10 protein-coding genes are annotated in these 15,246 nt (G+C 52.0%); 6 read left to right on the top strand and 4 right to left on the bottom strand.

Annotated features, from left to right (window positions below):
• The first annotated feature begins 109 nt into the window (after positions 1-109).
• Entirely contained in the window at positions 110-1,129 is a 1,020-nt protein-coding gene (locus tag N909_RS0102790; protein ID WP_029911044.1) for a DUF3426 domain-containing protein, read from the top strand.
• 126 nt (positions 1,130-1,255) lie between these two features.
• Here the strand turns inward: N909_RS0102790 and N909_RS25025 are convergent, their stop codons facing one another.
• Positions 1,256-1,423, bottom strand: coding sequence for a DUF362 domain-containing protein (locus N909_RS25025; protein ID WP_063336382.1), 168 nt, complete (start codon positions 1,421-1,423; stop codon positions 1,256-1,258).
• Positions 1,424-2,030: 607 nt separating this feature from the next.
• Here N909_RS25025 and N909_RS24325 point away from each other — a divergent pair.
• The gene (locus N909_RS24325) at positions 2,031-2,987 is read left to right on the top strand and encodes a diguanylate cyclase domain-containing protein (RefSeq protein WP_162179104.1); all 957 of its coding nucleotides are present in this window, start codon (positions 2,031-2,033) and stop codon (positions 2,985-2,987) included.
• A gap of 44 nt (positions 2,988-3,031) precedes the next feature.
• Here N909_RS24325 and N909_RS24330 read toward each other — a convergent pair whose 3' ends face one another.
• Positions 3,032-4,195 (bottom strand): rhomboid family intramembrane serine protease, encoded by a 1,164-nt coding sequence (locus N909_RS24330; RefSeq protein ID WP_051689473.1) that lies wholly within the window; start codon positions 4,193-4,195, stop codon positions 3,032-3,034.
• Between the two features lie 150 nt (positions 4,196-4,345).
• Here N909_RS24330 and N909_RS0102815 point away from each other — a divergent pair, with 150 nt between their 5' ends.
• From N909_RS0102815 to N909_RS0102830, 4 genes are all read left to right on the top strand, one after another.
• Positions 4,346-5,002 (top strand): fumarylacetoacetate hydrolase family protein, encoded by a 657-nt coding sequence (locus N909_RS0102815; RefSeq protein WP_029911059.1) that lies wholly within the window; start codon positions 4,346-4,348, stop codon positions 5,000-5,002.
• The gene (locus N909_RS0102820) at positions 4,999-5,907 is read left to right on the top strand and encodes a Rossmann-like and DUF2520 domain-containing protein (RefSeq protein WP_051689474.1); all 909 of its coding nucleotides are present in this window, start codon (positions 4,999-5,001) and stop codon (positions 5,905-5,907) included. Before N909_RS0102815 ends, N909_RS0102820 begins: the two co-directional genes overlap by 4 nt.
• Positions 5,908-6,053: 146 nt before the next feature.
• Entirely contained in the window at positions 6,054-8,162 is a 2,109-nt protein-coding gene (locus tag N909_RS0102825; RefSeq protein ID WP_029911065.1) for an HDOD domain-containing protein, read from the top strand.
• Between the two features lie 53 nt (positions 8,163-8,215).
• Entirely contained in the window at positions 8,216-10,327 is a 2,112-nt protein-coding gene (locus N909_RS0102830) for an EAL domain-containing protein (protein ID WP_063336406.1), read from the top strand.
• Positions 10,328-10,417: 90 nt separating this feature from the next.
• On the opposite strand, the gene ppdK is transcribed toward N909_RS0102830, so the two are convergent.
• Entirely contained in the window at positions 10,418-13,084 is a 2,667-nt protein-coding gene (gene ppdK, locus N909_RS0102835; protein ID WP_029911071.1) for a pyruvate, phosphate dikinase, read from the bottom strand.
• 97 nt (positions 13,085-13,181) lie between these two features.
• Entirely contained in the window at positions 13,182-15,245 is a 2,064-nt protein-coding gene (gene glyS, locus N909_RS0102840; RefSeq protein ID WP_029911074.1) for a glycine--tRNA ligase subunit beta, read from the bottom strand.
• Position 15,246 lies beyond the last annotated feature (1 nt).

The raw sequence follows: 15,246 nt of genomic DNA on the forward strand, positions 1-15,246 counted from the left end.
AATTGTATTAATTTTTGCTTATAGTTTGTTGATATTCTTAACTGGTTCCAGCTATTCGCAAAAATCGGTTTGTCCGCATTAATTTTGTCCAGATAAAGGAGAGCGACTGATGATTATCGTCTGCCCTGAATGTTCCACCAAGTTCAACGTCAATTCTGAGCGGATTCCCGCCGGCGGAGCAAAGGTCCGGTGTGCACGGTGCAAACATGTCTTTCTCGCAGAGAATCCCCCCTCTAACGAACCGCTGACAACCACGTTCAAGGAAGATGTGGACCAAGAAAGCATAAGCTTCAGTTACGAACAATTCCAGGATCTGGATACTCAGGAAACCGAAGAAAGCACTGCCAATTTCAGTTTCGGGGATGAAGAGCCTTCCGGCACCGTCCAGACCAGTCAGCCCAGAGCAGCTACGCGGTCAGAAGCCGAGGACGAGTTCTCTTTTGCCGGTCATCATGAAGAACCGGTTGCGGAGCCGGCTGCAAACCGCCAGTCTGTTCAGGCGGAGTCGGAGAACCGTGCATTTCCGCATAGTGCCGGTGAGCCCGAGGCTGCGACACCGCAACGGGTTGCCCGGCCAAAGAAAAAATCCGGTCCTTGGGGAACCATTATCAGCCTGGTGTTGTTGTTACTGCTGGCAGCCGTTATCCTGATCGGTCTCAATATCTATATCAACGGTCCGGATCAATTCAACCAGACCATCAAGGAATTTCTGGGCCAGCAGGACGAGTCGCCGACCCAAACCGGCAGCATCACCCTGACCGACCTGGAAGGGAAATTCATGCAGAATGAGCAGGTTGGCGAAGTCTTTCTGATTCGGGGGAAGGCGATCAACAACTATGCGACGCCGCGTTCCGCCATTCAGGTCAAGGGGGTTATTTTTGATCAGAGTGGCGAACAGTTGCTGCAGAAAACAGTTTTCTGCGGCAACCCGATCTCCGATCATGAGGTCCAAACCCTGTCGTTCAATGAGCTTGAAAAAATGATGGGTAATCAGTTCGGTAAAGAGCTCAGCAACATGAAAGTCAACAGCAAACAGACCATTCCGTTTGATATTGTCTTCAAGGACCTGCCCAAGAATCTCGCTGAATTCAGCGTCAACGTCACATCTTCAAAACCTGCCAACAACTGATCTCCTCCCTATCGCACGCAGCACCCAGGCCTGAATTTCCAATTGTTACCGACCGCCATAAAAAAAAGGCGGTACCACTCCAAGCAGCACCGCCCTTTCCTATGACAATTTTATGCTGAGAAAAAATTATTCAGCAGAAATCGCATCAACCGGACAAGAATCAACACAGGCGCCGCAATCGGTGCAGGTGCCGGGATCGATAGAGTAGATATCGCCTTCGCTGATTGCGTCAACGGGGCAGGTTGATTGGCATGCGCCACAAGCAATACATTCTTCAGAAATTACATGAGCCATGGTCTTCCTCCTAATTTTTAGTTTAGAGTCCCGGATAGCCGGGACTGTTGAAAAATCGGGGTTACTGTAACCGATCTTCCTTTCGGTGTCCAGACTAGAAAAGCTTGCCCAAAAGTTAATCCCAGGAGCCCGGAAGGACCTGAAAAAAAAAACGGCAACCGGTCAAATGGCCTGGGCAGATCTGGTTACCCTTAAGAATTTTTAGACTTTTCCGGATAGACAACCCATAGACACGAGCCCGATAGCTGTCTTCAAGCTGACCGTTTGTCCGGCGAATAAATGTTCCCGCCTGTCTGCTCTCCGGATACATGAATAAAAAGAGTGTAAATATTCCTTGCCCTGAAAACGTTTGAACACTATAATGAACAAATATTTTTCTTTGAGAAATGTCCAACACAGATAAAAAGCAATCGGTTACTATTTCCGTAAATCAGGAAACGACCTTATTACTTCGCTGAAACGTCCGGGTTTTGGCGCTATTCATGGTTTTTAACTTTCTATGAGCCTGCTGTCGAATCCAACCGAGAATATGGAACTTTCTCAACTTCTGCGCGAAAACCAGCAGTTAAAACGAGATTGTGCAGAACTTAAGGAAAATCAGGACGCCATGGAGACAGCCATTGCGGCCAGCAACAAGCAGCAGCTTCTTGCCGAGATATCCAGTATGGAACTGGAACATATCTTCGCCTCAGTGACCGATGCAATCTGGATTATCAGGGATGATGGAATCGTCGTCCGGGCCAATGATGCGATGCTTGAGTTACTCGGCAAGCCCTCGGAAGAGGTCATCGGCCATATTTGCAGTGAGCTGCTGGATTATGGCTCATGCTATCAGCAAAACTGCCCGCTGGAAATTTGCAAAACCCGCAAGAAACAAGAGTTTGACATTGTCATTCCAAACAAGGATAACGATCCGCGGCATTATATTCTTAATGCTGCGCCGATGCTGACTATTATCGGCACGGCTGCGATTATCTGTCAGTTTAAAAATATTACCTCCCGCAAAGAAACCGAGCAGAAACTGGAAGAGGCCAATTGCCTTTTGTCACAAATGGCACGGATGGACGGCCTTACCCAGATTGCCAATCGACGCTATTTTGATGAAATTCTCGAGCAGGAATGGCAACGTCTGAACCGCTCGGAAAAACCCCTCTCTCTGATCCTTATCGATATTGATTTCTTTAAAAAATTCAACGACTGCTACGGCCATCAAGCTGGCGACGATTGCTTGTATCAAGTGGCTCAGGCGCTTAAAAATGCCGTTAAAAGACCGGCCGACCTGGCGGCCCGTTACGGTGGCGAAGAATTTGTCCTGCTTTTGCCGGAGATCGATATCGATGGGGTGTTGCATGTCGGCAGCCGGGTCCTGGCAGCTGTCGCGGCCTTAAAGATAGAGCACTGCGACTCCGGCATCGATCCCTTTGTTACCCTCAGTCTGGGAGCGGCCACCATGCAGCCTTCCGGGGAATGCTCAGCGGCTGAACTGCTTGCCGCTGCAGATAAGGCCTTGTATGAGGCCAAGGAGAAAGGCAGAAACCGCCTGGTGGTCAGTGACCACATCTAACCGTCCGCAATTCTGTTAAAAGCCAACCTCGCCAGGGTACATTTTCACCCCCCGACTTCAATCCGCCGGAGATTCCGCTTGGCCTCGTTAGCCACCTCTTCACTTTGCGCCAAATCATGTGCAGCCAGAAAATAATGGTAAGCGCTGGTCAGGTAATTGCGATTGTGCAGCATTGTCTTGCCGGCACCAAGATAAGCGCGGTCCAGACAAGGGTCGTTGGGATGTTCGGCGATGAAACGCCTAAAAACCTGCAAAGCTTCCTGTAGGCGCCCCTGTTCAAGTAAATATTCACCGATCGCCAGAATAGTGGACGACGCAACGAGCTGGCGCTGCGCCCGCCCAGGTAAATGCAAAAAATAATCCGCCGCTGCAGAGGTGCGTCCTGTTTCCAGAGCGTGGTTGAGGGCATCGACGATATTTTGCGGGGACTCTTCCGGCATCGGATTTGGGGGGCGATTGCGGCGGCGGGGTCGAACACTGATCCGTTCCGCGCCCCAGGCGATGGACAGCCCTCCCAAAAAACCTCCGATATGGGCTCCATGTGCAATTCCGCTACCGGCGCCGGAGGTCAGGATAAACGGCAGGATATTGTCGATAACCAGGAAAAATCCGAGTACCAGGCGGGCGGACAGATAAATATTAGTCATCAGAAAAGGGAAAAGGAACAAAAAACAACGCACTTTATTTTTCGGAAACCAGAGAAAATAACAGCCCAGCACGCCAAAAATGGCCCCGGATGCACCGATCAATGGGACCTGCGAGCCGCCAGCGAATAAGGCAAAGAACAGGGTGGCCGAAACGCCGCAGCCCAGATAGGTTAACAGATACCAAAAGCGGCCAAGCCGATATTCGACGTTGTCGCCGAATATATATAAAAACAGCATGTTCCCTGCCAGGTGCAGAAACCCGGCATGCATGAACAGTGACGTAAACAGGGTCAGCCAGGAGAAGTCCGCCGGTCGGAACCCGTATTGAAAGACCAGCAGATCATAATTGGAGATATGCTGTAACACCTGCCGCGCCGAGACCGGCCCTTGCACACCGAGGCTTTTCAGATAGGCGAGCAGCGTCGGGTCCGTCAGATCGACCTGACCCATGGATGCAGGCAAGGTCACCAGCAGATAGACGGCGACATTGGCTCCTATCAGAGCCCAGGTGGCAAAAGGACGCCCCGGCGGGTTCGGCGTATCGGCAATAGGGAAAAACATGATACCTCTGCAAAAGGGTGGAAATTCTCTATATATAGCATAGGGGAAACCGGGGGACCAGCATCGACAGCTCTTGCATTTTGCTCTATAAACCCGCTATCTTCCTATACGAATCTTTCCCCCTCAACGTCATTCAACATGGAGACAACCATGCACCAAGTTCGAATCACCGGAAGCGAAACCACTTACAATGTTGGAAAAATCATCTGCTTGGGCCGCAATTACCTTGACCACATCCGCGAACTGGGCAACAAGGTTCCGGATCGTGCCGTCCTGTTTTGCAAACCGACCACCAGCCTGCTGGAAAATGGCGGCCTCATTGAAATTCCAAGTTATTCCTCTAATTGTCATCATGAACTGGAACTGGCCCTGCTGGTCGGCCGCGGCGGCAAAAATATTTCGCAAGACACCGCATTATCTCATCTGGCCGGATATGGTGTGGCCATTGATCTGACCCTGAGAGACCTGCAGGATGAATTAAAAAGCAAAGGGTTACCCTGGGAAATAGCGAAAGGATTTGACACCTCCTGTCCACTCTCTGATTTTGTGCCGGTTACAGCCGTTGATAACCCGAACAATATCCAATTGACCATGACCGTTAACGGCGAGCTCAGGCAACAGGGCACAACCGCACAAATGATGCGCTCCGTAGAAGAGATTGTCGCCGAAATTTCCACCTATTTCACCCTCGAGCCAGGCGACATCATCCTGACCGGGACCCCGGCCGGCGTGTCCAGAATCGTCAGTGGGGACAAGCTGCAGGGGGACATTGAACAAGTCGGCTCCCTACAGGTAACGGTTGCATGAAACAGGCTATTGCCTTAATCGGGCCCGGTAAAGTCGGCTGCGCAATCAGCAAGCGCCTTTTCCGGGCCGGGTATCCGATAACAGCAGTCATCTCCCGGGACCATCAACGCAGCCTGACCGCCTGTGCCTTCATCGGTTGCTCGACACAAGCAGCGACAACGGATCTGCAAATGGCCGGTGCTGGCCAGCTGATCTTGCTGGCGGTCCCGGATAATGCCATAGCCACCGTGGCGAGCCGGATAATGACACAAGTCGGTCTTGGGAAGGGCACCGGGCTGGTTCATTTCAGCGGGTTGCACCCTGCGGCCATCATGGGTTCGCAAAACCCGGACCTGGCACTGTTGTCATTGCATCCCCTGCTCCCCTTTGCAGATTCCGGGCAGGCATTTACCCGGCTCCTCGGCTGCCCCTGCGCATTGGAAGGAAACAGTTCCGGAGTCGCCCTTGGCAAGGAGTTGATTGCGGCACTCGGCGCAACGGCCTTCATGCTCTCAGCTGAACATAAAGCCCTTTATCATGCGGCAGCAAGTCTGGCCTCCAACTACCTGGTGACCCTGCTCGGCAGCGCCAGGGATCTGCTGGTGAGGTGTGGCATTGATCACCAGGAGGCCCTGAGAATTCTCGGCCCCCTCCTTCAGGCGACTCTGTCCAATACTTTGCTTTTGGGTCCTGAGCAAGGGTTAACCGGCCCGATTGTCCGCAATGACGATGGCACTGTCTCCGCACATCTGGCCGCGCTGCGGCAGGTCTCCCATGATCAGCTTGAGCTCTACCGAGTTCTCGGCCAGAGGACCCTGCAACTGGCCCTCTCTGCCGATCGTCTGACCCAGGAACAGGCCGATAGCTTGGCTGCACTCATTGCGGGTGGAAAAAAAATTCTTTCCAATGAGAGTATTGAACAATAATATAATTAAATAATTAAAAATATTTATTTCCTTTTACATTTCAAGTAAACTTATTTATTCCAATGGTTTAGTCTTTATCCGCTAAGAGCTAGGCTGGTATCCGGTTGTCAGAAAGCACCCAGGGTTACTGTTCAAGTGAGGCTGGAATGCACCATATCTATCTGAAAAACAAAAGTTATTCTGTAGAGAACCTGCCTTCGGAACCGAGTCTTCTGGTTGAGTTACTGAACCTGTGTCATAACGAAAACGCCAATTTCGAGATGTTTTCAACGGCCATCGGCAAAGATGTTGCCTTGACCGCCAAAATTCTACAGGTTGCCAACTCCCCTGCCTATCGGCAGTGGAATGAAATCACCGATATCCGTCGAATGCTGATTGTCCTGGGCCTGGTCAATGTTAAAAACATTGTCGTAACCTGCGCGATCCAACAGTTTTTCTCCCGCTTTTCCAAAGAATTCAGCACCAATGTTAAATACATCTGGCTGCGCTCCCTACTCTGCGCCAACCTCGCCCACCGAATTGCGAAGCTGGTCGGCTACGAAAAACCCGGCGAAGCTTTTTTGGCCGGTCTGCTGCACCAGATCGGTATGCTGTTGTTGTTGCTGAACCGGGAAAATGACTATCTCCCGCTGTTGAACAGTTATTATGAGGACACGCCGAACTTTGTCGCTCACGAGCGTGCAACATTGCAGATGGACCATTGCGAACTCGGCGCGGCACTGATCGAAAGCTGGCGGCTCGATTCCTTTATCGCCGACGCCGTGCAATTTCAGCAGGCGCCCCTTGAAGAATTGGTCAACGCTCCCATCCTGCTGAGGATTCTTGCCGCCGCGGGACCACTCAGCTCGAGGAATTCTGCGCGCAGCGAACGGACAATTCTGGAACGGGCGGGGATACTTTTTGACCTGACCGAAAACAGCATCCAGGATTGTCTTGGGGCCTCGGTTGAACTCAGCAAGCAGATGATTGCCGATCTTGGCTTCAGTTCCCGTTTTTACATGGAAGATCAGGAACAAAGTTTTTTTGAAGAGGAAAGTCCACCCCGAACCCACCAGCAACTGGCCAGGCAAATCAAAAATTTCGCCCTGGCCTCGACCATTTCACGCAGTGAAAAGCAACAATTTATTGATTTTACCAAGGAAATCAGGGTCGGTTTCAGCACTCTGTTCAACCTGTCGGCGGTGCATTTTTTTCGTGCCGATGACCAACAGCTCAAGCTCATCCCCATTAACGACCTCAAGATCAAACAGCTCGAAGAGATGGAATTCTCCCTGGCTGACCAGCGCAGCTTGTTGGTCAAAGCGTTTCAGACTCGCCAGGAAATTCTTGCGGCAGGCGCCGGCGGCTCCATCGGGGATAAACAAATGATCCGCTTGTTGGGTAGCGACAGTGCCTATTTTCTGCCGCTTTACCGGGCGGAGGTTTCCGCCGGGGTCATTGCCATCGGCTGCAATCAGAGCGACATCACAACGATTCAGCAACGCGCCGACCTGCTTAGACTGCTCAGCCGGGAAATCGCCGGAAAGTATTTCATCATCCGCGAAGCGAGCAGCGTTGGCGCCGGAATGCCACTCATTGATTTCAGAAAGGTCGCCCACGAAGTCAGCAACCCGCTGACCATTATCAATAACTATCTCTATGTCCTCGGCAAAAAAATCGACGCGGAGCACCCGGCCCAGGAAGAACTTCGCTATATCAGCGAAGAAATCGAACGCGCCGCCAATATTCTGTTGCGTGCCAAGGATCCTCAGGCCGAGGGGCAAGCCAGAGAGGACCGGACTGACGTTAACAAGCTCATTGTTGAGTTGGATAAACTTTTTAAAAACTCCATTTTCAAAACCAACCGGATCGAATCAAGTTTAAAGCTGGACGGGCAAATCCCGATTTTGTATTGTTCCAAAGACAAGCTAAAACAGATCTTGATCAATATTATCAAAAATGCCGTTGAAGCCATGCCGGAAGGTGGTCGCCTGGACGTTGAAAGCAGAGACAATTATTACCAGAACAAGCGGCCGCATGTTGAAATCAGTATTCGCGACAATGGTCCCGGCATAGCACCAGAAGTTCTTAAAAATCTTTTCAAACCGGTTACGAGTACCAAAACAGGCCACTCCGGTCTTGGCCTGGCTATCGTCAATAGCCTTGTTGAGGAGCTTGACGGGACCATTTCATGTTATTCACGACATGAAAAAGGCACCGAATTTAAAATACTTATTCCCCGCGTAACAGAAAAAAGTGAGTTAGAGACAGAATAATGGATTTTAGTTATTTCGATAACATCCAGCAGTGTCTCACATCAACCCAGGAAATGAAGATTCTCATCGTTGATGATGATCCGGCCATGGCCAAAAGTATTCGGGGGATACTTGCCACAGTCGGACTGAATGCACATTCAGTGACCCGCGGACAACTGGCAATCGACGAACTGCAGCTCCATCCCTACGATCTGGTGTTGCTCGATCTGAATATGCCGGATATGGATGGAACCGAGGTTCTCCATCACATCAACGCTCACAAGATCGATACCAGCGTCATCGTCGTCAGCGGCGAGTCTGAGATCAAGAAAGCGATTGAGGTCCTCAGAGCGGGGGCCAAAGATTTTATCCGCAAGCCCTACAGCACAGATGAGCTGCTGTTCTCCATTAAAAACGTCTGCGAAAAAAAAGCTCTTCAGTTGCAAAACCGCGAGATGGTCGAAAAACTTGAGGAGTCGGAAGCCCTGCACCGGTTCATCGTTCACAATTCGCCCGACCTGCTTTATATGCTCGATCGTTGCGGCAACTTCGTCTTTGTCAACAAAAATACTATCAAACTGTTGGGTTACAGCCGTAAGGAGCTGATCGGCAAGCACTACAGTGATGTGGTCTACGCCAAAGATCTCGCCAAGGCAAACATGTTCTTCAATAACGGCCACTTCCCCATAAACACCAGCAGTCTTGAACTTCGGTTAGTCTGCAAGAACCAGGACAATCTGCTCCATGTCGAGGTGCGCGCCCTCAACATAGAAAAAAAGATCGCCGGCGGCTACAAGCTCGGCCGGCACAACACGCTGACGCAGAACTTTATCGGCACCTATGGGGTTGCCAGAGACATCACCGAGCGAAAAAGATCAGAAGAAATCATCCGCTTTCAGATGAATCACGACTTGCTGACCGGGCTGCCGAACCGAACCCTGCTTAACGAGCATCTCGCGGCATTGATCACCCATGCTGGCCAGCATCATGAAAAGTTTGCCGTATTGTTCATTGACATCAACCGCTTCAAGCTGATCAATGACACTTACGGACAAAGTATCGGGGATGACTTTCTGCGCAGTTTTGCCAGCACCCTGCGCAGAGAACTAAGGGAAGGCGACACCTTGGCCCGCCTGGGTGGTGATGAATTCATTCTGCTGCTGCCAGACATAGATAGCGAGGCTGATGCCATGACCGTGGCGGATAAAATTATCGCCCAGGCCTCGATGCCATACCTGCACAACGGTCACGAGATTCACTATACCCTGAGCGTCGGCATTGCCATCTTTCCCGAGCACGGCGAAACCCGTGAAGAGCTGATCAAGAATGTCGATACCGCAGTCTGCAATGCCAAGACCAAGACCGGGAGCCGGTATTGCCTGTACAACAGGAACCTCAAAAATCAGAACAGTCAGAAAGTCTTCATCGAGAATTTGATTCGGGACTCCATCAAGCATGATCGCTTTGTCGTTTTCTACCAGCCCCAGATCGACCTGCCGTTGAAAAAAATTCATGCGGTCGAAGCGCTGGTCAGAATCATGTCCCCCAACAAAAAACTGATCCTCCCCGGAAAATTCATTGATATTGCGGAAGAAACCTCACTGATCAACGATATCGGGGAAATCGTTCTGGAGAAGGTCTGTCACGATATCAACCGATGGCGCGGTCTGGGCTTGCAGATCCGCGTGTCCATCAACATGTCCGCTCAGCAGTTGGCGATGGAATATTTTGCCGATACGTTTTTAGGCCGGTTGGAGGAACATGCCATTAATCCCGCCGATATCGAACTGGAGCTGACGGAAAATGTGCTGGTGCAGAATATGAAAAGGACCATCGCCAATATCGTCCAACTCACCGACGCCGGTATAAAAATCGCCATTGATGATTTTGGAACCGGCTACTCATCGCTGAGCTATCTGGATCGCCTCCCCCTGAACACCTTGAAACTCGACAAATCCTTTGTGCAGAAGATTTCCGAAGAGAACCAACAAGACACCATTATTCCGGCGATGATCAATGTGTCCAACGGCTTACAACTCGACTTCATCGCCGAGGGGGTTGAGACCAAAATTCAGCATGAATATCTGCTCAACCTGGGCCACTGCATTGCCCAGGGATTCTATTACAGCAAGCCCCTTTCCTACGATCAACTGATCACCTTTGTGAAAAAACACGGACTGAGTTGATTGGATTGCGCTGATAAGCGCAAAAGGCCCCGCCGGAAATTGAATTCCAGCGGGGCCTTTTTACTTGCTTCTGCTTTTTAAACCAGCAGTCTAACGGTTGTCCTGAAGCGCGGCATGAGCAGCTGCCAGACGGGCGATCGGAACGCGATAAGGGGAGCAGGAGACATAATCGAGTCCGACATTGTGACAAAAAACAACACTGCTCGGTTCTCCACCATGCTCTCCGCAAATCCCGACCTTCAAATCAGCTCTGGTGCTGCGGCCTCGTTCAAAACCGATCCTGACCAGTTCGCCGACGCCACGTTGGTCAAGGGCCACAAAGGGGTCCCTTTTCAACACCCCACGCTCCACATAGTCCGGCAGGAAATGACCGGCATCATCACGGGACAGGCCATAGGTCGTCTGGGTCAGGTCATTGGTCCCGAAAGAGAAAAATTCAGCTTCCTGGGCGATGGCATCAGCGGTCAGGGCAGCCCGAGGCAATTCGATCATGGTGCCGATCAGATAATTCACCTCGACGCCGTAGCGCCGACAGACCTCGTCCGCAACCCTGATCGCATTGGCACGTAAAATTCGCAGTTCGTTGACATGGGCGACCAGCGGGATCATGATTTCCGGGACGATCTCAAAGCCTTCGTTTTTGACAAGTTCGCAGGCGGCTTCCATGATTGCCTGCACCTGCATGTCATAGACCTCGGGGTAGGTGATTGCCAAACGACAGCCACGATGGCCCAGCATCGGGTTGAATTCGTGAAGCTGCTCCACATGCGCCTTAACTTCCGAGAATTTCATCCCTACGGCATGCGCCAATTCCGACATATCATCTTCATTCTGGGGCAAAAACTCGTGCAGCGGCGGGTCGAGCAGCCGAATGGTCACCGGCAGTCCTTTCATCACCTTGAAGATATTGAGGAAATCACTCTTCTGCATGGGCAGGATCTTGTCTAGGGCGCTCTTCCGCCCGGCAAGATTATCGGCAAGAATCATTTCCCGCACCGCCTGGATCCGATCCCCTTCAAAGAACATATGCTCGGTTCGGCATAGGCCGATACCTTCTGCTCCAAAATCCCGCGCAGTCTGCGAGTCATGGGGCGTGTCGGCATTGGTCCGGACCTTCAGGCGCCTGAACTTATCCACCCAGGACATCAGCGTGGCAAAATCGCCACTGACGGCGGGTTGCACCTTGGGTACGGTACCGAGAATCACTTCACCCGTGGAACCATCCAGAGTTATGGCATCCCCTTTTTTGATGGTATGACCTGAGCGGGTCACCAGTTGCTGCTTCTCATAGTCGATCTTTATGTCACTGCAGCCGGAGACACAACATTTCCCCATCCCGCGCGCCACGACCGCCGCGTGAGAGGTCATTCCGCCCCGCGCCGTCAGAATTCCTTGCGCGGCATTCATGCCGTGAATATCTTCCGGGCTGGTTTCGATCCGCACCAGGATAACTTTTTTCTTCAGACGGTTCTGCTCTTCAGCCTCCTCGGCATTGAAGACAACCTGACCGCTGGCCGCCCCGGGAGAAGCCGGCAGGCCTTTGGCAATGACCTCTTTTTCGGCCTGCGGATCCAGGGAGGGGTGCAGCAACTGATCCAACTGCGCAGGTTCAACCCGCAGCACCGCGTCTTTCTCACTGATCAAACCCTCTTGAACCATATCGACGGCGATCTTGATAGCCGCCTGCGCCGTCCGCTTGCCGGTACGGGTCTGCAGCATATACAGCTTTCCGGTTTCGATTGTAAATTCGATATCCTGCATATCCTTGTAGTGGCGCTCAAGGATAGTGCGGATCTTGGCGAGTTGTTGATAACTGTCCGGCAGGACATCTTCCATGGCCGGAAGATCCCCCTCCTTGTGTTTGGCCCGATTGATCGGCTGCGGGGTACGAATTCCGGCAACCACATCTTCGCCCTGGGCATTGACCAGATATTCCCCGTAAAAATAGTTTTCACCGGTGGCCGGATCACGGGTAAAGGCAACCCCGGTCGCACAATCTTCCCCCATATTACCGAACACCATCGCCTGCACGTTAACGGCCGTTCCCCAATCACTGGGAATGGAATGCAGTTTGCGATAGGTCACCGCCCGCGGGTTCATCCATGACCCGAAAACAGCCCCAATCGCCCCCCAGAGCTGTTCATGGGGATCTTCCGGAAAGTCTTCCCCGAGGGTTGTTCGATAACATGCTTTGAAATCAGCGACCAGCTGCTTGAGATCCGCCGCGCTCAACTCGGTATCAAGGGTCACCCCTTTTGACGATTTGGCACGCTCCAGCAGGCTCTCCAGAATCTCTCCATCCATCCCTTTAACGACATTGGCATACATCTGGATAAAGCGTCGGTAAGAATCATAAGCAAAACGGGGATCATTGCTTTGTGCAATGATCCCCGTAACAGTATGGTCATTCAGTCCAAGATTAAGGACCGTATCCATCATGCCTGGCATCGACGCAGGCGCACCCGAACGGACCGAAACCAGCAATGGGTTCTGCTGGTCACCAAAACCTTTATTCATGCGCTTCTCAACCAACGCAAGGGCTGCGGCAACCTCCGCCCGTAAACCTTCCGGATAACTCCGGTTATTTTCATAAAAGGCCTTGCAGACCTCCGTGGTCAGGGTGAAGCCGGGGGGCACCGGCAAACCGATCGAGGTCATTTCGGCAAGGTTGGCTCCTTTGCCGCCCAGCAACACGCGAAGTGAGCCTTCTCCGTCCGCCTGTCCATTGCCGAATGAGTAAACGTATTGTCCCATCATGTCTCCTTAACACCACTAAATTGGTTGTTCGTTTTCAATCTGGTATGACAATCGCGGGCGTCTGCGCAGCTGTGCCGGGCGATTTCAGGTTCTCTGGTCAGGCGAGCCTACTGAAGTCAGCAACCCCCTTGAACAGTCCGGCGATTTTGGTTAGCAGAGCCAGCCGATTGTTTTTCACCGCCTCATCTTTGACCATAACCATGACTCCGTCGAAAAAGGCATCGACCGGCGGCCGCAGCCCGGCAACAACCTCCAGGGCCTGCAGGTAATCCCGGTCAGCAACCAGTTCCTGCACCCTTGCTTCAGTTTTCTGCAGCTCGCTGAACAGCTCCTGTTCCCGTTCGTCGGTTAATAATTGCGGATCAACGGGTTGGTCAAAACCTTCTTTAATAATATTACCGACCCGCTTAAACGCAACTTTCAAAGCTTCAAAATCTTCCCGCTGCTTCAGCGTGGAGAGAGCCTCGATCCGTTTGAGCGCTTCAACCGGCTCAGTAAAACTGGCACTGAGGACGGCTTCGACAATATCCCCTGCATAGCCCTGGCCGGTCATCATATTGACCAACCGCAAGCGGATGAACTCACAGACATCACTGGTGATCTCCGCTTCCGGCCGTTGCTGTTTTGCCTTGAGCAGGCCAACACTCTCGGCCACCAGTGCCGGAATGGAAATCCCATAACCCCGTTCCAGAATAATGGCGAGGATACCGATGGCGGAGCGCCGTAAAGCGTAGGGATCGGCGGTGCCGGTCGGGATCAGGCCGACGCTGAAGCAACCACAGATGGTATCAATCTTATCGGCGATGGAGACAAAAGCCCCAACATCGTCGCTCGGCAAATCACCACCTGCCTGAATGGGCAAGTAGTGTTCATAGATCGCTTTGGCGACGCGGGGATCATTCCCTTCGAGCAGTGCGTATTCACGCCCCATAACCCCTTGCAGCTCCGGAAATTCATAAACCATCCCGGTTTCAAGGTCACACTTGGCGAGAGTCGCGGCGCGCTCGGTCAGCGCAACGACATCAGGAGCAAACTGTTGTGCAAGACCCGCAGCAATCTGGCGGAAGCGTTCAATTTTTTCGTAACTGGTTCCGAGTTTGGCTTGATAAACGACTTTTTTAAGCGGCTCAAGCCTGGATTCCAATGTTTTTTTCTGATCTTCCTGCCAGAAGAACATGGCATCGGACAGCCGTGCCTTTAGGACCCGCTCATTGCCAGCGACGACCACTGCGGGATCTATGGCATGAGTGTTGGCAATGGTAATAAAGTGTGGCATCAGCTTGTTATTGTCATCAACCAGGGTGAAATAACGCTGATGCTCGCGCATACTGGTAATCAGCAGTTCATCGGGCAACTGCAAAAAACGCTCGTCAATAGTCCCGGCCAACGCCTGCGGAGACTCCACCAGAAAACTGACCTCCTCCAGCAGTTCCTCATCGGGATTGATGCGACCACCCAGCTCCAGGGACAACTCAGCCAGCTGCATTTCGATCAATTGGCGGCGTTTCTCAATTTCAGGAATGACATGGTGCTGCTCGGCTTTGCGCAGATAATCATCCACCCCGCTGACGGTAAATTCTTCCGGCGCCATGAAGCGATGACCGCGGGAAACCCGACCGCTGTGCAGTTCACCGAAGCAGAACGGAACCACTTCGCCGCCATAAAGGGCGACAATCCAGTGCATGGGACGCGCAAACCGGACATCGAGATCTTTCCAGCGCATCGACTTTTTAAAACTGATCCGGCTGACCACTCGATGCAGGATTTCGGGCAGTTCTACGCTGGTCTCCCCACCTTCAATCACCTTGGAAAGAAACAGGTATTCCCCTTTTTCGGTGGTCACGGTTTGCAACTCATCGACACTGACCCCGTTAGTCCGCGCAAAACCTTCCGCGGCTTTGGTCGGCTTGCCGGCTTCGTCGTAAGCAATCCGCGCCGGTGGGCCAGTTATCTCAAGCTCTTGACGTTGCTGGCGGGCAGCGACATCCATAATCGAAATGGCCAAACGGCGGGGAGTGGCAAAAGTACGGATCGTACCGAAGGTCACCCGTGCATTTGCCAACTCCTGAGACAACAGATCCTTAAGATCCTGCAGGGCTCGCGGGATAAATCCGGCCGGTAATTCTTCAGTTCCCAATTCGAGAAACAGTTCAGCAGACATG

Source organism: Pelobacter seleniigenes DSM 18267 (assembly GCF_000711225.1).
In the GTDB taxonomy this organism is placed as follows: Bacteria; Desulfobacterota; Desulfuromonadia; order Desulfuromonadales; family Geopsychrobacteraceae; genus Seleniibacterium; species Seleniibacterium seleniigenes.